Raw genomic sequence first — 22,297 nt, forward strand, 5'->3', positions numbered from 1 at the left:
TTGCTCGAGTGACTTTGGACGGTCCCTCGAAGAATCACGCGATGACCTTCATTCGTTCGGCTACGACACGCCGGGCATCCTGATCAGGCCCGACTCGTACACCACTCTGCTGGACGCAACCTCCCTTTTNGCCGGCGACGTACTGGGTAGCATGGCATCACTTCTTTTAGGCGGCAGGTCGGTGTGGGCCATGGCGCCAAGCTATGCACTCTCATACGTCGTCTTATTGTGGGCGATAGCGTGGACGTCGAAAGCGTCGGTGTGGGCCATGGCGCCAAGCTATGCACTCTCATACGTCGTCTTATTGTGGGCGATAGCGTGGACGTCGAAAGCGCTGGATAGTCGCGCTGGCAACGCAGATGACCGCAGCGGCACCCCAAGCTAAACAATTCACTTCCAGCGAGACCCGCCGCGATGGGGCTCGCGGGTTTCGTCGCCGGGTTCGTTAAGGGCCTTCTCGAAGCGCCCGTAAAGTCAGCCGTCGAAGGCGCAGTGGAATGCGCTGACATTCCGGAACCGGGGTTGCCGAAGCCGTGATCAACCTGAAGTGCGCGGTCCTACTCTTGCCGGTGTACATCGCCGCGATGATCACCATCGACATTGTGTTCAAGTCAGCCCACATAGCCCCCAGCAAGCCCCTGCCGGTGTGGATCGTGGCGGGATTCATCGCCTCGGCGATCGTCGTAGTCGCCGTTGGAATCTGGTACTTCACTCAACGAAGGTCCAGCAAGGTCACGCCGAAGCGGGAGTACGCCTACATCGCCATCATGGCGGGGTGGCTCTATCGGGATTCGTAGGTGACACCGTGAGCGGCGTAGCTGGGCGTTTCACGGGGGGAATCATTGTGGGTCATGGTGCCGAGCTACGCGCTCGCTTACGTCGTCCTCCTGTGGACGATTGCGTTCACCGCGAAAGCGCTTGACGGTGGTGCCGGCAATGTCGATGAGCGCAGCGGTTCCGCGCAGCTGCCCTACCACGATCTCAAGAGGCACTTCGCGCTTGCGCGGCGATGGGAGCTTGATACAACGGAGAGCTCGACTCCGACCGACATAGCAGCGACCCTGCGCAACGCGAAGGAACGACTCGACTTAGCGCGAAGCAACAACATGGTCCTGGGATCGCTGCAGCCAGCCGATTATCTCAACCGTTGGAGCGCCGTCCTTACAAATCCTTGAAGGCCGGGTGCGGTACTCAATACGGCGTCGCAATCCTTCGACCCGCAGTGGCAACGACGACCCGCAGTGACACGACGTAGTATTCAGCTCGCCGCTTGCAGGTGTGCAGCTTGGCCTCGGCAAAGAAACCGTAGTTACTCGCGGCCCGGTCTCACCCGTACCAAGCGCCTCGAGAGTCGCTAATGCGTTGCCGCATCGGCCGGTCAATAGCGATCGATCAGTGCGCCGCCTAAAATCATGGGGTTATGGGGCAAGATTCATTGCAGGTCGTACCCGCCGAGCTAGTCGCTACAGCGGCCCAGTGGCAGGCGCTTAGTTCCCAGTTCATTGGGGCGCCGCCGTCGCCGGGGCCGTCATTCGAGGCCACGACGGCGGCCGTGAATGCCCTCAACGCGGCGATCGGCGCTACTGCGGCGTCATTCGTAGCGCGCACGCAGGAAACGGTCGGCGGGGTGACCACGGCATCCGGCGGATACCTCAGCCAGGAGGCCACATCGGCGGCCGCGATGAATGACGTGACAAACGTGACGGTGGTCTGATGCCCGCCACACTCTCGCAGATCCTGGCGTGGTCCACCGAGCACCTCATCGAGGCTGCCGGCTATTGGACGCAAACCGCCGACCGCTGGGAAGACGGCTTCATGACGATGCGCAACCAGGCGCAATCCATCGCGTGGCGTGGAGCTGGCGGTGACGCACTGCGAGAACGCACCCAGGCCGATCTGTCCGTCGTCAGCGTCAAGGCCGACCTATTGCGGCAGGCCGCTGGGATAGCCCGCAACGGTGCCAGCGACATCAGCGCAGCCCAGCGCCGCGTCGTCTACGGCATCGAAGACGCCCAGAACGCGGGATTCACTGTCGGAGAGGACCTTTNCTATTGCGGCAGGCCGCTGGGATAGCCCGCAACGGTGCCAGCGACATCAGCGCAGCCCAGCGCCGCGTCGTCTACGGCATCGAAGACGCCCAGAACGCGGGATTCACTGTCGGAGAGGACCTTTCGGTCACCGACATGCGCAGCACCAGCCCAGCGGAACGGGCGGCCCGGCAGGCCCAAGCGGAAGCGTTCGCCGCTGACATCCGTTTGCGCGCCGAACAACTCGACGGGGCCGACACCAAGGTCGCCGGTCAGCTCACCGCCGCTACTGCCGGTCTCGGCGGCAGCGGCTTTGCGCCAGCCTCGAGNAAGCGTTCGCCGCTGACATCCGTTTGCGCGCCGAACAACTCGACGGGGCCGACACCAAGGTCGCCGGTCAGCTCACCGCCGCTACTGCCGGTCTCGGCGGCAGCGGCTTTGCGCCAGCCTCGAGCCATAACAGCAGGCAGCCATCGGCGCAGAAAGACGGCGGCCAGAACCGCCGCAGCACCTCCGACGTTCCTAACAGCCAACGTGGCGGGGTTCACCTCGTGGATTTCAAGCAGGACGGTGGCGCAGCCCCTTCGCCGATGCCACAGCCAACGCCATCGCAAGGCCAACCACAAATCGGACCATTCCCCGTGCCGCCACAGGTCGCGGCTGCTGCGCCGAAGACCCCGCCACCCCCGCCGGACGTGGCCGCACCTCCTGCCCCGGCTGGACCGAGCTTCGGCCAATGCGTGGGAACAGAGGTGAAAACCAACGTCGGCAAAGACATGATCAAGGACGGCTTCAAGAGCGGCGCCATCAAGGCCGGAATCGGCGCGGCGTTCGGCGCAGGCCTCACTCCGGAACTCGGTGGTGCTGGGGCACTGCCCGGCGCGGTGCTCGGCTTCGTCGGCGGCTTCGCGCAAGGCTTGCTCGAAGCCCCGGTCGAGGCTGCCGCCAAGGGTGCGCTGGAGTGCAGCGAAGATGTACCTGCTTGGCTGAAGCCATGATCAACGCGAAGCGGATCCTGCTCTACCTGCCGCTTTACCTCGTCTGGGCCGTCACCATCGACGTCCTGTTCGATTCGGCCAGCCCTCCTGGCAGTAAATCCGTGCCGGCGTGGATGACAATTGGTTTCGTCGTGTCCGCCGTGGTCGTGGCAGGTGTCGTGCTCTGGTATCTGTCCAGACACGCCGCCGGCAAAGTGCCCCAGCAGCGCCAACACGTCTACACCGCCTTGCTTGTCGCAATCATCGTGTCCGGCTTCGTGGACGATGCGCTCAAAGGCGCCGCTTGGCTACTCCTCGGCCGTCATCCGTGGTGGGTACTCGTGCCGATCTACACACTCGGCTATGCGGCGTGCTGGGCAGTTCTCATGCTCATGCTGAACTGGCTTGAGCGTCGAGCAGACGACCGCACCGGCTCGCCACGCGCGTGATGACCCACACGCTGATAGCCCTGGAGATTTCTGCGGTAGTCATTGTTGTCGGGGCGCGGGCATAGCCATACGAAACCAGCGTCGGCGGCGGCCTACCAAACGCGAAGCGCCCGTGAGGGATTAGGCCGGCGCCCGGCTCAGGATGAACGCCTCGATGTGGCGATCGCCGGCCCGCACCTCGTATTTTCGCCAACCGGGATACAGCTCGACACCTTTGGCCCAGATCTGGTCGCGCTCGTCGGGCGTGGCCAGCCGCGCGGTGGCAGGCCAGCTGTCGCGCCCGACCGTGACCGTCGCTTCCGGGTGGGCCTTGAGGTTGAAATACCAGGCCGGATGCTTGGCGCCGCCGAAGTTGGACGCGATCAGGGCCAGGCCCTCGGGATGCGGAATCCCGTACACGGGAACGGTGCGCGGCTCACCGGATTTGGCGCCCGTCGTGGTGAGCATGACCACCGGGATGCCGGTTGCCAACCCGGCGAAGCTGCTCCGGCCGCCGGTGGCCTTAGCGACGAGGCGGTCGAGGTGATGCGCCGTCGGGGGCAGCAGCGCCACGCCGGCGGTCGTGGACGCGAAGCGGCGCATCAACCGGTGAAAAGCATTCGCATCGTCGAACGATCGCCCGGGCATGGCCTCAGTGTGACTCGCCGGACGGCGCCGAGGGGCGTTTTGGCCCGACCGGGGCGAGCTGTCGAAAAAACGAGCCACAGGCGTCACAGCCGGCGTTAAGCTGCTGGTCGTGGGCGTGCGGGTGGTCACCAAGGGCGCCGGCCGATGGTTGGCGGTCGCGGCCTCCCTCGTCATCTCCGCGGCCATGATCCACGCCCAGGGCACCAAGCCGCGCTGCTGCCCCGCGCCGCCGGCGGCGGCGCCCACCCCCAGCGCCACCGCCTCCAGCGCCGCCGCGAACCCCCCGCCGGCCGGCGCACCGCGCACCGCCAGTCCCGCCGAGGTGGAATCGCTGACGGCCCTGGCACCACCCGCCCCGTCCGCGGGGCAGCAATTCCAGCTCGCACTGCCGCACAGCGTGGGCTCCGAGGACCGGCTGCAGGTCAAGACCATCTGGGCGGCCCGCGCCATCAGCGTGCTGTTTCCCCAGATCACGACCATCTACGGGTATCGGGAGGACCCGTTGCCGTGGCACCCCAACGGGCTGGCGATCGACGTGATGATCCCGAACTACCACACCCCCGAAGGCATCGAGCTCGGCAACCAGATCGCCGGCTACGCCCTGGCGAACGCCAAACGCTGGGGAATCAATCACGTGATCTGGCGGCAGAAGATCTATCCGGGCGTCGGCGGGGGCAACTGGATGGCGGACCTGGGCTCCGAAACCGCCGACCATTACGACCATGTCCACATCGCCACCGACGGCGGCGGTTACCCGAGCGGGCACGAGACCTATTACATCGCGTCGATGACCCCGACACCGCCGGACTGAACGGCCGAGCCGTTGCGCGGCAACGGGATTGCCAGCACCGAACGCTCGCCTTGCTGACGGCGCCGCTCGTCGGGCATGAATGCGTTTGCGCGGTTTGCGCCGTTCCGCGCGCAACCCGGCGTCATAGCCCGCATACTGAGCCGGTTGCACCCCACCGAAAGAAGGAGCCACGCATCATGTCTGTTTGCGGGCTACGCATGTTATGCATTCCGGCCGTCGTTGCTGCGGCATTGACCCTAGGTAGCGGGATCGCCGTCGCCGACGACGACGGGTACCTCGCCCAACTGAAGAAGATCGGCGTCGCCTGGCAGCCGGGCGGCGACACCACGCTGATTCAGCTGGGCCACGCGATCTGCTCGGACCGCGCCGCGGGCAAAACCCCGGACGAGCTGGCCGCCGATGTGCATTCCGGCCTGAACAGTTCCTTCAACTACGCCGACGCCACGGCCATCGTCAGCGCCGCGGAATCCAACTACTGCCCCTGATCCGTCACGGGCGCGCCGGTTGATTCCGGGCGCAACAGGAACAGGCCGTACGCGGCGATCGACTGCGCGTCGGCGATGACGCCCGTCCGGATCATCTGCTCGACGTCGTCGCGGGAGAACCAGGCGCTGCGCATGTCCTGCTCCTCGTGCTCGCGGTCGGCTTCACCCTCGACGATCCCGGTGGCCAGGAACACCCAGCCGCGCTGACTGCTCATCCCCGGGGCCACGTCGAGCCGGCCCAGCGGCTCGAACGTCGTTGCGCGCAATCCGGTTTCCTCGCGCAGCTCACGCCGGGCCAGCTCGACGGGATCGGCGTCGGCCAACTCCGGAGCGGTGCCCTGGGGAAACTCCCAGCGCCGCTCCCCGATCGGGTAGCGAAACTGCTCCACCAACCCGAAACGCCGCCCGTCGTAGGGCATCACCAGCGCGTACGAAGGCTTGTCGACCACGCTGTAGATGCCCGCGCTGCCGTCCGGGCGGCGGATGTCGTCCTCGCGCAACACCATCCACGGGTTGCGGTAGATCTCCCGGCTGGCGAGGCGTTCGATGAAAGTCACGCCGCCCAGTATCGCGACGAACACCACACCCGACACGGCCAGGAGTAGCGTCCCGATTCATGCCGTCCGCAGAAGCCATCACCGACACCGTGAATCGCTACCTGGCGCTCGTCGCCACCGGTACCGCCGACGACATCGTGACCCTGTACGCGGCCGACGCCACCATCGAGGATCCGATCGGCGCCGACATTCGCCGCGGGCACGACGCGATCCGGGCCTTCTATGCGGGATTCCAGGACGCCAAGAAGGACACCGAACTCGCCGAATTGCGGGTCTCCGGCAGCGAAGCCGCCTTCCTGTGGCACCTCACGCTCGACGCCGGCGACACCCGCACCCGGATCTCGCCCATCTCGACGATGTCGTTCGACGAGGACGCCAAGATCACGGCGATGCGCGCGTTCTGGTCCCCGACCGACGTCCAGGTCCTCTAGCACCGCCTTACCGCGTCGCACTGGCGTCAATCGGCATGGTGCCCGATAGTCGTAGCAACACCGTGAGCGCCAATGTCATCAAGAGGTGGGGTTATGCGTGACGACTCACCCCGGATGAGTCCGCGCCGCCACATCATCGTCAGCGGTGACGACGTGCTGGCGACCACCATCGCCGAGGAACTGAACCGCGCGGGCGCCACCATCGTCAAGCTGCCCAGCGAGGAACTCGCCGGCGCCGACCTCGCCCGCGCCAGCGCCATCGTGTGCGCCGGGCGCGACGACGCCAAGAATCTCGAAATCGCCTTGCTGGCAAGGAAAACCAACCCGCACGTGCGGGTGGTCGCCCGGTTGGGCAACGACGTGCTGCGCGGTGCGGTGGCCGCCGACAACGGCCCCGGCGCCATCCTCGACGTCGCCGACCTCGCCGCCCCCTCGGTCGTCGAGGCCTGCTTGTCGAGCAGCACCCACCCGGTCCGGGCGGCCGGCATCGACTTCTTGGTGTCGGGGGCCGAGGCACCCCGCGACGCGACGCTTCGGGAGATCTACGGCGACCTGGCGCCGGTGGCGGTGATCCACGGCAACGACGGCGCCACCCCCGGCGAGGTGGTGCCCTGTCCCGGCCGGGATCACCGGGTGCGCGCCGGCGACTGGACCGCCATGATCGGCAGCGCCGACGAACTGGCCGCGCGCGGCATCAGAACACCGCGGCCCCCCGCGACCCGTTCTCGCCAAACGTGGCTGCGGCGGGTGTTGGACGCCGCCCGCGCCATGCGCGACGACGTCAACCCGATGCTGTTCCCCGCGATCCTGCTCGCACTCACCCTGCTGCTGGTGTCCACGGTCATCGTGCACTTCTCCTACACCAAGCCGCGGCTGTCCTGGCTGGACGCCCTGTACTTCACCGCCGAGACCATCACCACGGTGGGCTACGGCGAGTTCACCTTCGCCCACCAGTCCGCCTGGCTGCGAATCTTCGCCGTGGGCCTGATGTTCGCGGGCGTGACGACCACCGCGCTACTCGTCGCGTTCCTGGCGGACCTGCTGCTGTCGCGGCGCTTTCTGCAGTCGGCCGGGCTGCGGCGGGCACGCCATCTGCGCAACCACATCATCGTGGTCGGGCTGGGATCGTTCGGCAGCCGCGTCGTCGCCGACCTGACCGCCGCCGGTTACGACGTCGCGGTGATCGAGCGCGACGAGAACAATCGGTTCCTGTCCACCGCGGCCGAACTCGACGTGCCGGTGATCTTCGGGGATGCGACGCTGCGCCAGACGCTGGAGTCGGCCCGGGTCGACCGGGCCCGGGCCGTCGCGGTGCTGACCCAGGACGACATGGTCAACATCGAGATCGGGATCGTGCTGCGCGAGATGCTGGGGCCGCGGGTGATGCCCGAGGTGAACCGGCCCGACGTGCCGATCGTGCTGCGCATCTATGACCGCACTCTGGGCGATGCGGTGGCCAAGCGGTTCGGGTTCGAAAACGTCCGATCCACCGTCGACCTGGCGGCGCCCTGGTTCATCGGCGCCGCGATGGGCCTGCAGGTGCTGGGCACGTTCTCGGTCGGGCAGCGGTCCTTCATGGTCGGCGCCATGCACGTGGCGGCCGGCAGCGAGCTCGACGGGCTGCGGATGTTCGAAATGTCCACCCAGACCCGGGTCATCGCGATCACTCGTCGGGACACGCCCGTCGAGCTGCATCCCCGCCGCGACGCCTGGCTCCGGGCCGGCGACACCGTCTACCTGGTGGGTCCGTATCGCGAGCTGCTGGAGACGCTGCGCAAGGGGCAGCCGCCCCAGCAGCCCGCCAACGAGGAGCGGCCCGCGGACAAGGCGACGACCTGAGTGCCGCGGCACGGCAGATGCGGGTCATGACGCCGACCAGTCCAGCGACCCCTGGGCGCCGGCGCCGCCCGCCTGGCCGTCGCGCCGGGCGCACCATCCGGCCAGCTCCTGGCGGGCCGCCAGGGTCACCGGGTGCTCGTCACCGAGCACCCGGCTCTCCTCCTCGACCAGTGCCTCCCATGCCGCGACCGCGTCGGTGACACCGGCCCGCTCCGGCGCCCACAGCGTGAACATGTGCCGCGCCATCAGCACGTGCGCGTGGTCGTCTCCCAGCTTCTCGCGCAGCTCACCGATCAGCGGCTCCAGCTCGGCGACGGCTGCGGGGACGTCGCCGGCGCGGCCCCGCCAGATCGACAACATCAGTTGCGTGCCCAGGGTGTCGGTGTGATCGGCGCCGAGCACCCGGCGCCGCGCGGCCAGCACCTGCTCGCCCTCGGCCATCGCGCCGACGAAATCGCCTATCTCCCAACGCTTCTCGGCGATCTTCTCGCGGGCCACCAGGGTGTTCTCGTGGTCGGCGCCCCAGACCCGCTGTTCGTCGGCGAACAGCTGCGACCATTCGGCCAGCGACGACAACGCGGCCTGCTGCCGACTGGCCAACAGGTGCCGCGCGGTCAGGGTGCTCAGATGATCGGGGCCGAGCACCTCGACGAGGTCGGGTATCAACCGCTCGAACTCCTCGTAGGCCACCGCGCGCTCGCCCGCCCGCAGCTGCAGGGTGGCCAGCGACACCTTGAGTTCCAGGGCGGTGGGATGGCGTTCGCCCAGCGTTGCCCGGCACAGCGTGACCAGCTCACCGGCCTGTCGCGCGGCCCCCACGAAATCGCCCTTGTTCGTGCACTCGGTCAACAGCCCGGTCAGTTCGGCCAGCGGGGCGGGCAATTCCTGCTGCGTCATGCCACCAATCAAATCGCCGCCGCGCCGGCCCGGCAATTCACCCCGACGCGCCCGGACCCGGCTACAGCCGGGCGGCGACGTCGGCCGCACGGCGCAGCTGGCCGACGTCCGAGCTGGTCGGGATCAGCTGCACCTCGTCGGCCCCGATCTCGGCGAATTTGCGCAGCACCTCTGCCAGCTCGTCCTCGTCACCGGCCCAGCCCGTCATCGGCGCCATGGCGTCGACGTAGTCGGCCGGTATCCAGTTCATGTAGCGCCGCAGGTGGCGGTGGATCTGCTCGCGCGCGCCTCGGGCCGAGCCGAACGCGAACCAGAACGAGGTGATCAGGTGGGGCGCGGGCTTGCCGGCCCGCGCCCAGGCGTCGCGGGTCACGTCGAACAGCTCGCGCTGCTTGGCGACGTCGAGGTCCAGCGTGGTGCCGGCCAGCCCGTCGGCCCAGGCGGCCGCGCTGCGAATGGTCTTGGGTCCGATGCTGCCGACGAACAGCGGCGGTCCGCCGGGCTGCACCGGCGCCGGCCCGACCGGCAACACGGATTCGGTCAGCTTCTCCCCCGCCCACACCCGCTTCATCACCGCCACCCGCTCGGCCATGCCGCGCATCGTCTGGGTCGCCGGGTCGGCGCCGACTGCGTGGTAGTCCTCCTGCCGACCGCCCACGCCGATGCCCACGCTCAGCCGCCCGCCGCTGAGCAGGTCGCCGGTCGCCAGTCCCTTGGCGAGCAGCACCGGGTCGTGCAGTTGCGGCACGATCACCGTGGTCAGCAGCCGGACCCGCTCGGTCCAGGCGGCCAACGCGCCCAGCAGTGTCAGGCTGTCCGGGTTGTCGAAGGCGATGCGCTCGCCCCAGCACAGCGACGAGAACGGGCCCTCGTCGATGGTGCGCGCCCAGGTCTCGAGCACCGTCGCGTCCAGATCCGGCTCCATCACCGGCATGGTCATCGCTACCCGCACGATGGGGATTCTGGCATGTTTAACATTCGGCCCTTCAGTGGAACCATGGGGCGAATGGGTCTGACCAACACCTCCATCGCGCATGTGCGCCTGACCGTGACCGACATCGAGCAGTCACGGCGGTTCTACGAGAGCGTGTTCGGTTGGCCGGTGCTGCTGGAGGTGCCCGACAACGCCGACGCGTCCACTCGTGAGCAGTTGAGCTTTTTGTTCGGCGGTGTCATCTACGACCTCGGCGGCACGCTGCTGGGGCTGCGGCCGGTGGCCACCGACCGCTTCGACGAGGACCGCACCGGCCTGGACCACATCGCGTTCCGGCTCGACAGCAGGGACGAATTGGATGCGGCCGCAGCGCATTTGGACGAGCTTGGCGTCGCTCACGAGCCGGTCAAGGACATCGGCCCGGCCTACATCCTGCAGTTCCGCGATCCCGACAACATCGCCCTGGAGCTGACCGCCCCGAAGTAGCCGCCCGGCGCGTTGTCGCCGCGGCCGCGCGGTGGTTGACTGGACAGAACCATGACCATCAGTTTCAACCACACCATCGTCGCCTCACGCGACAAACGGGAATCCGCGGAGTTTCTCGCCGAGTTGTTCGACCTGCCCGGCCCAAAACCGTTCGGCCACTTCATGGTCGTCGAACTCGACCACGGCGCCAGCCTGGACTACGCGGACGCCCCCGACGGCGCGGACATCCCGCGCCAGCACTACGCGTTCTTGGTCTCCGAGCAAGAGTTCGACACCATCTACGGCAAGATCCGCGCCCGCGGCCTGGAACACTGGGCCGACCCCGGCGCCCGGCGTCCCGGCGAGATCAACCACAACGACGGCGGGCGCGGGGTGTACTTCCTGGATCCCTCCGGCCACGCCATGGAGATCCTCACCCGCCCGTACGGGTCGGGCGCGGCGAACTAGTCGCCGGTGCGCGCGGTGCCGTGCCGCTGGCTTTCCTGCTTGCGGTAGTCGTCGGCCAGCTGCGCGACATGCTTGGGCAGGCTTCCGGTGGCGACGTCGGCCAGGGTGGTTTCCTCCAGCACCAACCGCATGCTGGCCCGCAGCGCCCGCCAGACGTCGGTGAGCGCGGCGGTCGGCCCCGAGTAGGGCAGGTCGCCCAGCCCGATGTCGCGGACGCTGGCCAGCGGCCCATCGATGCAGCGCAGCACGTCGGCGATGCTGATGTCCTTGCCGGGGCGGGCCAATTCGTAGCCGCCCTCGCGACCGCGATGACTGCGCACCAGCCGATCGGTGCGCAGATTGGTCAGGATGTCGACGAGGAATTGCGGCGGAATGCCCTGCGCCTGGGCCAGATCGTCGGTCTTGACCAGCGTCCCGTCGGGCACCGTGGCGAGCTGGATCATCGCCCGCACGGCGTACTCCGCCTTCGCTGACATCCGCACCCTCAGGATTGTGCCACCCGGAGCGGCGATTTCGATGCAGCCTGGCTGACCCGGCGGGCTACCCGCGTGATTCCAGCAGGTCGATCACCCGCTGCGCCTGCTCCTCGACGGTGCCGTCCGGGGTGAGCCGCAGGTCGGGCTTCGCCGGCGGCTGATACGGGCTGTCGATGCCGGTGAACTGGGTGATCTCGCCGGCCCGCGCCTTGGCGTACAGACCCTTGGGGTCACGCTTTTCGCATTCCTCGATCGGGGTGTCGCAGAACACCTCGATGAAGTCGAAGCCGGCGTCGGCGTGCACTTTGCGCGCCAATTCGCGTTGCTCGGCCAGTGGGCTGATCGCCGGAACCAGCACGACGTTGCCGCAATCGGCCAGCAGCGCCGCCACGTGAGCGAGCCGGCGCAGGTTCTCCGCCCGGTCGGCCATGGAGAAACCAAGGTCCGCGTTGAGCCCGTGCCGAAGGTTGTCGCCGTCGAGAACATAAGCCTGCGCACCCTTTTCGAGCAGCTTCTGCTCGACCAGCATGGCCACCGACGACTTGCCGGAACCGGACAGACCGGTGAACCACACCGTCTTGCCGCGGGGCCGCGCCGCGGCGATCGCTGATGACTTGTGCCGCACCGTGTTCGGGCTCGCGGCCTGGGCCGAGGCGTCGCGCAGCACCATGCCCGCGGCCACCGTGCCGTTGGTGTGCGGGTCGATCAGGATGAACGAGCCGGTGCTGGGGTTGCGGGTGTACTCGTCGAGCAGCAGGGGCACCTGGGTGCGCAGCGAAATACGGCCCAGCTCATTGAGTTTCAGCGCCGTCGCGGTCTTGTCCCGATGCAGCGTGTTGACGTCGAGCCGGTAATCGAGCCCGGTCACCCTCGCGTGCGTGGTGCGGGTGGTGTGCTTGATGACGTAGTCGCGGCCCGGTTCCAGCGTCGTGTTGTCGGCCATCCAGCACACCGTCGCGTCGAAATCCTGGGCGATCCTGGGCTGGTTGTGGGTGCGCGCGATCAGATCCCCGCGCGAGATGTCGATCTCGTCGGCCAGGGTCAGCGACACCGCCATCGGTGGGAACGCTTCTTGCACCGGGCCGTTCGGGCCCTCGATCGCGGTGATCCGGGTGCGCTTGCCGACCGGCAGCACCACGACCTCGTCGCCGGGACGCATCACGCCGCTGGCGACGGTACCGGCGTAGCTGCGGTGGTCCTGATGCTCGTGGGTGTGCGGACGGATCACGTACTGCACCGGGAACCGCACGTCGACCAGGTTGCGGTCACCGGCGATGTACACCTCTTCGAGGTGCGACAGCAGCGCCGGCCCCTCGTACCAGGGTGTCTGATCCGACTTGGTCACCACGTTGTCGCCGTGCAGGGCCGAAATCGGGATGGTGGCCACGTCGTGCACGTCCAGGCGCGCGGCGAAGGCGTGGAATTCGTCTCGGATGGACTCGAATTTCTCTCTGTCCCAACCGATCAGGTCCATCTTGTTGACCGCGAGCACGATGTGCTGGATGCCCAGCAGCGAGGCCAGGAAGGCGTGCCGGCGGGACTGCTCCAGCAGGCCGTGCCGCGCATCGACCAGCACGATCACCAGCTGCGCGGTCGACGCGCCGGTCACCATGTTGCGGGTGTACTGGATGTGGCCGGGCGTGTCGGCGATGATGAATTTCCGCTTGGGCGTGGCGAAGTAGCGGTAGGCGACGTCGATGGTGATACCCTGCTCGCGTTCGGCCCGCAGGCCGTCGGTGACCAGCGCCAGGTCGGTGTAGTCGTGGCCGCGGTCCTTCGAGGTCTGCTCCACCGCCGCCCACTGGTCTTCCATCACGGCCTTGGAGTCGTAGAGCAGCCGGCCGATCAGCGTGGACTTGCCGTCGTCGACGGATCCCGCAGTGGCCAAACGCAATAGCGTGGTTGGGGCGGCCATCAGAAGTACCCCTGCCGCTTGCGGTCTTCCATGCCGGCCTCCGAGATCCGGTCGTCCGCCCGGGTCGCCCCGCGCTCGGTGAGCCGGGACACCGCGGTCTCGGCAATGACCTCGTCCACCGTGGCCGCCTGCGATTCCACACAGCCGGTGCAGGTGACGTCCCCGACGGTGCGGAACCGCACCGTCGCCTCGAACACCGGCTCGTCGGGATTGGGTTGCATGTTCCGGTCGACCGCGAGCAGCATGCCGTCGCGGCGAAACACCTTGCGCCGGTGGGCGTAATAGATGGACGGCAGCGCGATGTTCTCGGCGCCGATGTAGGACCAGATGTCGAATTCGGTCCAATTGGACAGCGGGAACACCCGGATGTGCTCGCCCTTGTGGTGCCGGCCGTTGTAGAGGTTCCACAGCTCGGGCCGCTGCGCCTTCGGATCCCACTGCCCGAACTCGTCGCGGAAGCTGAACACCCGCTCCTTGGCGCGGGCCTTCTCCTCGTCGCGACGCGCCCCGCCGAACGCGGCGTCGAACTTGTTCTCGCGGATGGCGCGCAGCAGGGTCACGGTCTGGATCGGGTTGCGTCCCTGCTTCGGCTCGACCACCCGTCCGGCGTCGATGTCGTCCTGCACTGAGGCGACCACCAAGCGCAGGCCGTGCTGCTTGACCAACTCGTCGCGGGTGGCGATCACCTCGTCGAAGTTGTGCCCGGTGTCGACGTGCATCACCGGGAACGGCAGCCGTCCGGGCCGGAAGGCCCGCAACGCCAGGTGCAGCATGACGATCGAGTCCTTGCCGCCGGAGAACAGCAGCACCGGGCGCTCGAACTCGGCGGCGACCTCACGGATGATGTGGATCGCCTCCGCCTCCAGCGAGCGCAGATGGCTCAATTCGTACTGTCCGGCGGCGGGCGCCGTCTGCAGATCAGCGGTCATGGCTTCCTTCGGCAACGTCGGAGATAAAACCTGGCAGAACTGACCATATTTGGCATCTTAACGATCTATGAGACCAGCCGGCGCCGGCGCTGTCAACTCCGGCGCGGGCGGCGTCACCGTCACGCCGGAGTGGGCGCGGTGCTTTGCCGGCGGGGCGCGGTGCGAAAACATGGGCGGATGACTTCTTCCACTTCTTCCGCTTCCGAATCGGCCGCCGCCCCGAGCGGTCGCGACGTGATCGCCCAGTTCCTGCCCCAGTCGCCGTTCGTCGTCAAGCTCGGCATAGTGGCCGAGCGGCTGGACGAGGACGAGGTCCGGCTGCGGCTGCCCTGGGATCCCTCCAACGTGACGATCGGCGACATGGTGCACGGCGGCGCCATCGCCACGCTGGCCGATCTCACCGTGATGGCGGCGGCGTGGTGCGGCGCCCAGGCGCCGCCGCAGCTGCGCGGGGTGACGGTGTCGATGGCCCTGGACTTCATGGCCCCGGCCCGGGCCAGCGACGTGATCGGGGTCGGCCGGGTGCTGCGGCGGGGCCGGTCGCTGGTCAACTGCGAGGCCGAGATCGTCGACCCGCAGGGCACGCTGGTGGCCAAGGCGCTGGCCACCTACAAGGTGGGGTGAGCCGGCCGGCGCTCGAGTTGTCGGCCGAGCGTGCACCCACGGTGACGTTCGGGCCGTTTTTTCGCGCTGACTACACGCTCGCTGGACGGGTCTAGGGCTTGACCTCGTCGAGCTTGCCCGTGGCGACGTCGAACACGAATCCGCGGGCCGAGACGTGCTTGGTGACGAACGGATTGGCCTCGATGCGGCGCAGCGACTGCCGGACATCCTCGGCCAGATCCGCAAAGGCCTCCGCCGCCCAGGGCGGTTTGATCCCGGTCTCCTCCTGGATGCCGCGCTTGAAGTCGTCGTCGGTGAAGGTGAGCATCCCGCAGTCGGTGTGGTGGATCAGGATGATCTCCCGGGTTCCCAGCAGCCGTTGGCTGATGGCCAGTGAGCGGACCACGTCGTCGGTGATGACGCCGCCGGCGTTTCGGATGACGTGGGCCTCCCCCTCGCGCAGGCCGAGGATGCGATACACGTCCAGCCGCGCGTCCATGCACGCGACGACCGCGACGTGTTTGCTGGGTGGCATCGGCAGTGGTCCCTCGAAGCTGCGCGCGTACCCGGCATTGTGGGCCAGGTAGTCATCGGTAACCGCCATGCCAGTCTCCTCGAAAATTTGCTACGCGGACTGCCGCCGCGACGGATCTTAACAATCGGGTACCTGATTTTCACCGTTGGCAATCAGCACGATCGGAAGGTTCGCGTTCGTCTGGCTAACCTGTCCCAATGCGGCACTGTGGTGGGGCATGACTCGCTTTCTGGCGCGCCGGTTGCTCAACTACCTCGTCCTGCTGGCGCTGGCGTCGTTCCTGACGTTCTGCCTGACGTCGGTGGCGTTCAAGCCGCTGGACAGCCTGTTGCAGCGCAGCCCGCGGCCCCCGCAGGCCGTCATCGATGCGAAGGCCCACAGCCTGGGTCTGGACGAGCCGATCCCAATCCGCTACGCGCACTGGGCTTCACACGCGGTCCGCGGCGACTTCGGCAAGACCGTCACCGGGCAGCCGGTGGGCGCCTCGCTGGGGCGCCGCGTCGGAGTGACGCTGCGGCTGCTGGTGATTGGTTCGCTGATCGGCACCGTCGCGGGGATCGCGGCCGGCGCGTGGGGCGCCATTCGGCAGTACCGCCTCAGCGACCGCGTGGTCACCATGCTGGCGCTGCTGGTGCTGAGCACCCCGACCTTCGTCATCGCCAGCCTGTTGATCCTCGCCGCGCTGCGAGTCAACTGGGCCCTGGGCGTACAGGTTTTCGACTACACCGGTGAGACGTCGCCGGGCGTGACCGGTGGGGCCGCCGCGCTGCTCGACCGGCTGCGGCATCTGGTGCTGCCGTCGCTGACCCTGGCGCTGGCCGCCGCGGCGGGATACAGCCGCTATCAGCGCAACGCGATGCTCGACGTCCTCGGCCAGGATTTCATTCGCACCGCCCGCGCCAAGGGGCTCACCCGCCGGCGCGCGCTGGTCAAGCACGGCCTGCGCACCGCGCTGATCCCGCTGGCCACCCTGTTCGCCTACGGGGTGGCCGGTCTGGTCACCGGGGCGGTGTTCGTGGAGAAGATCTTCGGCTGGCACGGCATGGGCGAATGGCTGGTGCAGGGCGTCGCGACGCAGGACACCAACATCGTCGCGGCGATCACGCTGTTCTCCGGCGCGGTGGTGCTGCTGGCCGGTCTGCTCTCGGACGTGTTCTACGCCGCTCTTGATCCGCGGGTCCGGGTGTCATGACCGCCCAGGCGAATGTCGATGGTGCTCACGGCTTTTCGGGCCACGAAGTGGCGGGCTTCGCCTCGCGGCGCACGCTGGTGCTGCGCAGGTTCGGCCGCAACCGGTTGGCGGTGACCTCGCTGACGCTGTTGGTGCTGTTGTTCGTCGGCTGCTACACGCTGCCCGCGGTGCTCCCATATTCCTATCAGGACCTCGATTTCGACGCGCTGCTGCAGCCGCCGAACGCGCGCCACTGGCTGGGCACCAACGCGTTGGGACAGGACCTGCTGGCGCAGATCCTGCGCGGGATGCAGAAGTCGATGCTGATCGGTGTCTGCGTCGCGGTCATCTCCACCGGCATCGCCGCCACCGTCGGCTCGATCGCCGGCTATTTCGGTGGCTGGCGCGACCGGGTGCTGATGTGGCTGGTGGACCTGCTGTTGGTGGTGCCCAGCTTCATCCTCATCGCCATCGTGACGCCGCGCACCAAGAACTCCGCCAATATCCTGATGCTCGTCCTGCTGCTGGCCGGGTTCGGCTGGATGGTCAGCTCGCGCATGGTGCGGGGCATGACGATGAGCTTGCGCGAGCGCGAATTCATCCGGGCGGCAAGGTATATGGGTGTGTCCAGCCGTCGTATCATCGTCGGGCATGTGGTGCCGAATGTGGCGTCCATCCTGATCATCGACGCCGCGCTCAACGTCGCCTCGGCCATCCTGGCCGAAACAGGTTTGAGTTTCCTGGGTTTCGGTGTCCAGCCGCCGGACGTGTCGCTGGGGACGTTGATCGCCAACGGCACCCAGTCGGCGACCACCTTTCCGTGGGTGTTCCTGTTTCCCGCCGGCGTCCTGGTGCTGATCCTGGTGTGCGCCAACCTGACCGGCGACGGCCTGCGCGACGCGCTGGACCCCGGCAGCGGGCCGGCCCGCGGTGGTCGCCGATGAGCCCGCTGCTGCAGGTGACCGACCTGGCCGTCACCTTCCCGGCCGGCGATGCGCCGGTGACCGCGGTGCGCGGCATCAGCTATCGCATCGAACCGGGGGAAGTCGTCGCCATGGTCGGCGAATCGGGTTCGGGGAAGTCTGTTTCGGCGATGGCCGTGATGGGACTGTTGCCCGAGCACGCCAGGGTACGCGGCTCGGTCCGGTTGCACGACACCGAGTTGCTGGGCCTGGGCGACGACGCGATGTCGCGGTTGCGCGGCCGGGCGGTCGGCATGGTGTTCCAGGATCCGATGTCGGCGCTGACGCCCGTGTACACCGTCGGCGATCAGATCGCCGAGGCGATCACGATCCACCAGCCACGGGTGGGCAGGAAGGCCGCCCGCGACCGCGCGGTGGAACTGCTTGAGCTGGTGGGCATTGCGCAGCCGCAGCGACGCGCCCGGGCGTTTCCGCACGAGCTGTCCGGCGGGGAGCGACAGCGCGTGGTCATCGCGATCGCGATCGCCAACGACCCCGACCTGCTGATCTGCGACGAGCCCACCACCGCGTTGGACGTCACCGTGCAGGCGCAGATCCTCGAGGTGCTCAAGACGGCCCGCGACATCACCGGCGCCGGGGTGCTGATCATCACGCACGACCTCGGGGTGGTCGCCGAGCTCGCCGACCGGGCGCTGGTGATGTACGCCGGTCGGGTCGTCGAATCGGCTGCGGTGGCGAGCCTGTACCGGGACCGCCGAATGCCCTACACCGTGGGCCTGTTGGGCTCGGTGCCGCGACTGGACGCCGCCCAGGGCACCCGGTTGGTGCCGATCCCGGGCGCGCCGCCGTCGCTGGCCGGCCTGGATCCGGGGTGCCCGTTCGCCCCGCGCTGCCCGCTGGCGATCGACGAATGCCGTTCACAGGAACCGGAATTGCTGCCCGTCGGCCCCGATCACCGGGCGGCGTGCATCCGCACCGACCAGGTCGACGGGCGCAGCGCGGCCGACATCTACGGGGTGCGCACCCAACCCCACCCGGGCGAGCCGGCCAACTCGCCCGTCGTCGTTCGGGTGCGCGAGCTGTCCAAGACCTATCGGCTGACCAAGGGCGTGTTACGCCGCAGCGCCGGCGAAGTGCGGGCGGTGGACCGGATCAGTTTCCAGCTGCGACAGGGCCGCACCCTGGGCATCGTCGGCGAGTCCGGGTCGGGGAAATCGACCACCCTGCACGAGATCCTGGAACTCGTTGCGCCGCAATCGGGGTCCATCGAGGTGTTGGGCACCGACGTCGCCGCGTTGAGCCCGGCGAGCCGACGCTCGCTGCGACGCGACATCCAGGTGGTCTTCCAGGACCCGGTCGCGTCGCTGGACCCGCGGCTGCCGGTCTTCGAGCTGCTCGCCGAACCGTTGCGGGCCAACGGCTTCGACAAGGACCACACCAACGCGCGCGTCGCCGAGCTGCTCGAGACTGTGGGGCTGCGACGGGCCGACGCGGCCCGCTACCCCGCGGAGTTCTCCGGCGGGCAGAAACAGCGCATCGGTATCGCGCGAGCGCTGGCGCTGCAACCGAAGATCCTCGCGCTCGACGAACCCGTCTCCGCACTCGACGTGTCCATCCAGGCCGGGATCATCAACCTGCTGCTGGACCTGCAAGCGCAATTTCAACTGTCCTATCTGTTTGTCTCCCATGATCTTTCGGTGGTCAAGCATCTCGCCCACGACGTGGCAGTGATGTACGCCGGATCCATCGTGGAGCAGGGCGACAGCAGTCAGGTCTTCGGCAACCCGCAACACGAATACACGCGGCGGCTGCTGGACGCGGTGCCACAACCGAATCCGGGCAGCCGTGGCTAGCGGGCTTGGCTTGGGGCGCTGCGGATTTCGGCCGGCCGCGCTGGTCGCCGCGGTCGTGCTGGCGGTGGCGGGCTGCTCACCGGCCATCAACCTGGTTCCCGAAACCGGGCAGAACGCGCGGATCGGCACCACCAGCGACATCAACCCGCGCGATCCGGCCACCCTGCAGGACGGCGGCAACCTGCGCCTCGCGCTGACCGACTTCCCGCCCAACTTCAACATCTTGCACATCGACGGAAACTCCGCCGACGTTTCGGCGATGATGAAGGCCACCTTGCCGCGGGCCTTCGTCATCGGCCCGGACGGCTCGACCACGGTGGACACCGACTACTTCACCAGCGTCGAACTCACCGGCACCGCACCGCAAGTGGTGACCTACACGATCAATCCCAAGGCGGTGTGGTCGGACGGCACCCCGATCACCTGGGAGGACATCGCCAGCCAGATCCACGCGCTGAGCGGCGCCGACAAGACGTTCGAGATCGCCGGGTCCAGCGGGGCCGAGCGCGTCGCCTCGGTGACCCGCGGCGTCGACGACCGGCAGGCCGTCGTCACCTTCGCCAAGCCGTATGCCGAGTGGCGCGGCATGTTCGCGGGCAACGGCATGCTGCTGCCCAAGAGCATGACCGCCACGCCGGAGGCGTTCAACAAGGGTCAGCTCGAGGGGCCCGGACCGTCGGCCGGCCCGTTCATCGTGTCGTCACTGGATCGCACCACGCAGCGGATCGTGTTGAGCCGCAACCCGAAATGGTGGGGGACGCGGCCGCGCCTGGACAGCATCACCTACCTGGTACTCGACGACGCCGCACGGCTGCCGGCGCTGCAGAACAACACGATCGACGCCACCGGGGTCGGCACCCTCGATCAGCTGACCATCGCCGAGCACACCGCGGGCATCTCGATCCGGCGCGCCCCCGCCCCGGCCTGGTCCCACTTCACCTTCAACGGCGCCCCCGGCTCGATCCTGGCCGACCGGGCGCTGCGCGTCGCGGTGTCCAAGGGCATCGATCGGCAGACCATCGCCAAGGTGGTGCAGTACGGCCTCACCAGCAACCCGGTGGCGCTGGGCAATCACATCTACGTCGCCGGACAACAGGGCTATCAGGACAACAGCACGACGGTTCCCTACGACCCGGCCGCGGCCGGCCGGGAGCTCGACGCGTTGGGCTGGAAGCTGCACGGCCGGTTCCGCGAGAAGGACGGGCGGCAGCTGGTCATCCGCGATCTCTTCTACGACGCCCAGGGCAGCCGGCAGTTCGCCCAGATCGCGCAGCACAGCCTGGCCCAAATCGGCGTCAGGCTCGAACTCGTCGCCCGCGCGGGCAGCGGATTCTTCACCAACTACATCAACGTCGGCGCCTTCGACATGGCCCAATTCGGTTGGCTCGGTGACGCATTCCCGCTCTCGGCGCTGACCCAGATCTACAAGTCCGACGGGGAGAGCAACTTCGGCAAGATCGGCAGCCCGCAGATCGACGCCGCCATCGAACGCACCCTACAAGAGCTCGATCCGGACAAGGCGCGCGCCCTGGCCAACGACCTGGACAAGCTGATCTGGGCGGAAGGGTTCAGCCTGCCGCTGACGCAGTCGCCCGGTGACGTCGCGGTACGCAGCACGCTGGCGAACTTCGGCGCCGCGGGTCTGGGCGATCTGAACTACACCGCGATCGGGTTCACCCGCAGCTGAGCCGGCGCCGCAGCGGCGCCGGGATCGGCAGCGCGCCCTCGATCATGGCGGCCGCCGCGATCAGGGCCCACAGCAGCCGCACCTCGGGGCGTGGCGGAAGCGCGTTCAGGGTGCAGGCCCGGGCGGCGAGTCCGGCCAGGTCGCCGCGCAGCACCGCGTCGGCGCTGGCCAGCGCGACGGCCTCGTGGAAATCGAGCGCGCTGTGCGCCATGTCCGGCAGGCTCAGCAGCACCGCATGGGGCAGTAGCGACGCGACGCGCTCGGCGACCGCCGGTGGGGTGATGAGGTCGCGACCGCCGGACACCACCGCGGTGGGCCAGTCGAAGCTCGGCATCTCGGCCGGCAGGTCGTAGGGCTCGTCCTCGAAAGTCGCTGTCTGCGTGCGTACTTCGCGTTCTGCCACGGCGGGGTCAAGCGGCAGACCGTCCGGTTCGGCGGCATAGTCCAGCTCGCGAAGCGCGATGCGGCTCACCAGGTCCTCTTCATACCGAAACGGCAGGTTGCGCAGGGTGGTGAAGCGGGAAAGCGTCCACCACAACAGTTTTCGGCCATCCAGCAGCAGGTCGAGTTGCCGCTCGAGCAGCCGCGCCCCGCCGTAGCCGTAGATCGTCGCCACCACCTGTGTCGCCGTCGCGGTCATCAGCCCGGCGTCGACAAGTTTGCGCATTTTCGGTGCCAGCGAAGCGGTTTCGGGGCTGTCGCCGCGCAGCAGCAGCCGGCGAATCGCCCGGCGCACGATCACAATGTCGTGCCGGGACAGCAGCGGCGAATCGAGCACCATCCCGTGCACCCGGGCGGGATGACGCACGCCCACGCCGGACGCGATGTAGGTGCCGTACGACGCGCCGTAGACCACCGCCGAATCCACGCGGGCGTCGTCGAGCACCGCCGCCACGTCGTCGACCACCTGATTGACCGTCATCGCCTCCGGCGGCAGGTCGGCGCCGGCGTCGTCGTGACGCGACATCCCCACCCCGCGGTGTTCGATCATGATGACGTCGAGACCGGCCGCAGCGGCGCGCCGGCGCAGCCCCTTGTACATCTGCACCGACGCCACGCCCGGCCCGCCGGGGATGATGACCACCGGGTGGCGGGACTTGCGGCCGGCGCGCACGTAGTACAGGTCGAACTCGTCGGCGGTGTCCGGCGAGATCGGCCGGCGCACGGCGCGCACACCGGGCAGTTTCGCCAGCCGCTGCTGCATGCGCCGCCGCTTTGCGTTCATCGTCATTCGGGTC

The 22,297-nt window shown here is 68.1% G+C and carries 25 protein-coding genes and 2 pseudogenes; 18 read left to right on the forward strand and 9 right to left on the reverse strand.

Annotation, left to right across the window (positions count from 1 at the left end; genetic code table 11):
• The first annotated feature begins 533 nt into the window (after window positions 1–533).
• From H7I87_RS28610 to H7I87_RS28635, 7 genes and pseudogenes are all read left to right on the forward strand, one after another.
• Window positions 534–797: a hypothetical protein gene (locus H7I87_RS28610; protein WP_224125968.1), complete on the forward strand. Its 264-nt coding sequence runs from the start codon at window positions 534–536 to the stop codon at window positions 795–797.
• 54 nt (window positions 798–851) lie between these two features.
• Window positions 852–1,175, forward strand: a complete 324-nt coding sequence (locus H7I87_RS28615) for a hypothetical protein (RefSeq protein WP_224111153.1) — start codon at window positions 852–854, stop codon at window positions 1,173–1,175.
• A gap of 245 nt (window positions 1,176–1,420) precedes the next feature.
• Complete coding sequence (locus tag H7I87_RS28620) at window positions 1,421–1,714, forward strand: hypothetical protein (protein ID WP_019733951.1); 294 nt, start codon at window positions 1,421–1,423, stop codon at window positions 1,712–1,714.
• Window positions 1,714–2,046, forward strand: a pseudogene (locus H7I87_RS29345) (hypothetical protein); the annotation flags it as partial. The gene H7I87_RS28620 and the pseudogene H7I87_RS29345, both read left to right, overlap by 1 nt.
• Window positions 2,047–2,048: 2 nt before the next feature.
• Window positions 2,049–2,752: pseudogene (locus H7I87_RS29350) on the forward strand (hypothetical protein); the annotation flags it as partial.
• A gap of 27 nt (window positions 2,753–2,779) precedes the next feature.
• Window positions 2,780–3,025: a hypothetical protein gene (locus H7I87_RS29290; protein WP_042791794.1), complete on the forward strand. Its 246-nt coding sequence runs from the start codon at window positions 2,780–2,782 to the stop codon at window positions 3,023–3,025.
• Window positions 3,010–3,453, forward strand: coding sequence for a hypothetical protein (locus H7I87_RS28635; RefSeq protein WP_011724146.1), 444 nt, complete (start codon window positions 3,010–3,012; stop codon window positions 3,451–3,453). The genes H7I87_RS29290 and H7I87_RS28635 overlap by 16 nt, the downstream gene beginning before the upstream one ends.
• Before the next feature lie 120 nt (window positions 3,454–3,573).
• On the opposite strand, the gene H7I87_RS28640 is transcribed toward H7I87_RS28635, so the two are convergent.
• Window positions 3,574–4,080, reverse strand: a complete 507-nt coding sequence (locus tag H7I87_RS28640; protein ID WP_019731996.1) for a nitroreductase family deazaflavin-dependent oxidoreductase — start codon at window positions 4,078–4,080, stop codon at window positions 3,574–3,576.
• Window positions 4,081–4,189: 109 nt separating this feature from the next.
• Here H7I87_RS28640 and H7I87_RS28645 point away from each other — a divergent pair, with 109 nt between their 5' ends.
• Complete coding sequence (locus tag H7I87_RS28645) at window positions 4,190–4,891, forward strand: VldE C-terminal domain-containing protein (protein WP_019731997.1); 702 nt, start codon at window positions 4,190–4,192, stop codon at window positions 4,889–4,891.
• 197 nt (window positions 4,892–5,088) lie between these two features.
• Complete coding sequence (locus tag H7I87_RS28650; protein ID WP_019731998.1) at window positions 5,089–5,376, forward strand: DUF732 domain-containing protein; 288 nt, start codon at window positions 5,089–5,091, stop codon at window positions 5,374–5,376.
• Here the strand turns inward: H7I87_RS28650 and H7I87_RS28655 are convergent.
• The gene (locus tag H7I87_RS28655) at window positions 5,364–5,969 is read right to left on the reverse strand and encodes an NUDIX domain-containing protein (RefSeq protein WP_003873245.1); all 606 of its coding nucleotides are present in this window, start codon (window positions 5,967–5,969) and stop codon (window positions 5,364–5,366) included. The genes H7I87_RS28650 and H7I87_RS28655 overlap by 13 nt on opposite strands.
• 23 nt (window positions 5,970–5,992) lie before the next feature.
• Here H7I87_RS28655 and H7I87_RS28660 point away from each other — a divergent pair, with 23 nt between their 5' ends.
• Together H7I87_RS28660 and H7I87_RS28665 are read left to right on the forward strand one after the other, a co-directional pair.
• A complete protein-coding gene (locus tag H7I87_RS28660) occupies window positions 5,993–6,364 on the forward strand; it encodes a nuclear transport factor 2 family protein (RefSeq protein WP_009975685.1) in 372 nt (123 codons plus the stop codon).
• Window positions 6,365–6,457: 93 nt separating this feature from the next.
• On the forward strand, window positions 6,458–8,203 hold the full coding sequence (locus H7I87_RS28665; protein ID WP_011724143.1) for an NAD-binding protein: 1,746 nt from the start codon (window positions 6,458–6,460) through the stop codon (window positions 8,201–8,203).
• Between the two features lie 24 nt (window positions 8,204–8,227).
• On the opposite strand, the gene H7I87_RS28670 is transcribed toward H7I87_RS28665, so the two are convergent.
• A complete protein-coding gene (locus H7I87_RS28670; RefSeq protein ID WP_019731999.1) occupies window positions 8,228–9,100 on the reverse strand; it encodes a tetratricopeptide repeat protein in 873 nt (290 codons plus the stop codon).
• Between the two features lie 61 nt (window positions 9,101–9,161).
• Window positions 9,162–10,040, reverse strand: a complete 879-nt coding sequence (locus H7I87_RS28675; protein WP_019732000.1) for an LLM class flavin-dependent oxidoreductase — start codon at window positions 10,038–10,040, stop codon at window positions 9,162–9,164.
• A 66-nt stretch (window positions 10,041–10,106) separates the two neighbouring features.
• Between H7I87_RS28675 and H7I87_RS28680 the strand changes: the two genes are divergently transcribed.
• Both H7I87_RS28680 and H7I87_RS28685 read left to right on the forward strand, forming a co-directional pair.
• Complete coding sequence (locus H7I87_RS28680; RefSeq protein WP_009975679.1) at window positions 10,107–10,520, forward strand: VOC family protein; 414 nt, start codon at window positions 10,107–10,109, stop codon at window positions 10,518–10,520.
• A 51-nt stretch (window positions 10,521–10,571) separates the two neighbouring features.
• On the forward strand, window positions 10,572–10,967 hold the full coding sequence (locus H7I87_RS28685; RefSeq protein ID WP_003877279.1) for a VOC family protein: 396 nt from the start codon (window positions 10,572–10,574) through the stop codon (window positions 10,965–10,967).
• Here H7I87_RS28685 and H7I87_RS28690 read toward each other — a convergent pair.
• Genes H7I87_RS28690 through cysD form a run of 3 tightly spaced genes read right to left on the reverse strand, consistent with a single transcriptional unit; the run spans window position 10,964 to window position 14,287 of the window.
• Window positions 10,964–11,449: an Rrf2 family transcriptional regulator gene (locus tag H7I87_RS28690; RefSeq protein WP_009975678.1), complete on the reverse strand. Its 486-nt coding sequence runs from the start codon at window positions 11,447–11,449 to the stop codon at window positions 10,964–10,966. The two genes, H7I87_RS28685 and H7I87_RS28690, sit on opposite strands and share 4 nt — an antisense overlap.
• A gap of 58 nt (window positions 11,450–11,507) precedes the next feature.
• Window positions 11,508–13,358 carry an adenylyl-sulfate kinase gene (gene cysC / locus H7I87_RS28695; RefSeq protein WP_009975676.1) on the reverse strand — a complete coding sequence of 617 codons (1,851 nt, stop codon included), beginning with the start codon at window positions 13,356–13,358 and terminating at the stop codon, window positions 11,508–11,510.
• A complete protein-coding gene (gene cysD, locus H7I87_RS28700) occupies window positions 13,358–14,287 on the reverse strand; it encodes a sulfate adenylyltransferase subunit CysD (protein WP_003875596.1) in 930 nt (309 codons plus the stop codon). Before cysD ends, cysC begins: the two co-directional genes overlap by 1 nt.
• A gap of 234 nt (window positions 14,288–14,521) precedes the next feature.
• Here cysD and H7I87_RS28705 point away from each other — a divergent pair, with 234 nt between their 5' ends.
• Window positions 14,522–14,911, forward strand: coding sequence for a PaaI family thioesterase (locus H7I87_RS28705; RefSeq protein ID WP_003875595.1), 390 nt, complete (start codon window positions 14,522–14,524; stop codon window positions 14,909–14,911).
• A 91-nt stretch (window positions 14,912–15,002) separates the two neighbouring features.
• Here the strand turns inward: H7I87_RS28705 and H7I87_RS28710 are convergent, their stop codons facing one another.
• The gene (locus H7I87_RS28710) at window positions 15,003–15,494 is read right to left on the reverse strand and encodes a beta-class carbonic anhydrase (protein ID WP_009975672.1); all 492 of its coding nucleotides are present in this window, start codon (window positions 15,492–15,494) and stop codon (window positions 15,003–15,005) included.
• A 148-nt stretch (window positions 15,495–15,642) separates the two neighbouring features.
• Between H7I87_RS28710 and H7I87_RS28715 the strand changes: the two genes are divergently transcribed.
• Genes H7I87_RS28715 through H7I87_RS28730 form a run of 4 tightly spaced genes read left to right on the forward strand, consistent with a single transcriptional unit; the run spans window position 15,643 to window position 21,059 of the window.
• Window positions 15,643–16,617, forward strand: coding sequence for an ABC transporter permease (locus H7I87_RS28715; RefSeq protein ID WP_009975670.1), 975 nt, complete (start codon window positions 15,643–15,645; stop codon window positions 16,615–16,617).
• Between the two features lie 47 nt (window positions 16,618–16,664).
• Window positions 16,665–17,540 carry an ABC transporter permease gene (locus tag H7I87_RS28720; protein ID WP_024636893.1) on the forward strand — a complete coding sequence of 292 codons (876 nt, stop codon included), beginning with the start codon at window positions 16,665–16,667 and terminating at the stop codon, window positions 17,538–17,540.
• The gene (locus H7I87_RS28725; protein ID WP_011724139.1) at window positions 17,537–19,372 is read left to right on the forward strand and encodes a dipeptide ABC transporter ATP-binding protein; all 1,836 of its coding nucleotides are present in this window, start codon (window positions 17,537–17,539) and stop codon (window positions 19,370–19,372) included. The genes H7I87_RS28720 and H7I87_RS28725 overlap by 4 nt, the downstream gene beginning before the upstream one ends.
• A 10-nt stretch (window positions 19,373–19,382) precedes the next feature.
• On the forward strand, window positions 19,383–21,059 hold the full coding sequence (locus H7I87_RS28730; RefSeq protein WP_009975665.1) for an ABC transporter family substrate-binding protein: 1,677 nt from the start codon (window positions 19,383–19,385) through the stop codon (window positions 21,057–21,059).
• Here H7I87_RS28730 and H7I87_RS28735 read toward each other — a convergent pair.
• The gene (locus H7I87_RS28735) at window positions 21,046–22,290 is read right to left on the reverse strand and encodes an alpha/beta hydrolase (RefSeq protein WP_011724138.1); all 1,245 of its coding nucleotides are present in this window, start codon (window positions 22,288–22,290) and stop codon (window positions 21,046–21,048) included. The two genes, H7I87_RS28730 and H7I87_RS28735, sit on opposite strands and share 14 nt — an antisense overlap.
• Window positions 22,291–22,297 lie beyond the last annotated feature (7 nt).

It is taken from the genome of Mycobacterium timonense (assembly GCF_025821985.1).
Taxonomy (GTDB): domain Bacteria; phylum Actinomycetota; class Actinomycetes; order Mycobacteriales; family Mycobacteriaceae; genus Mycobacterium; species Mycobacterium avium.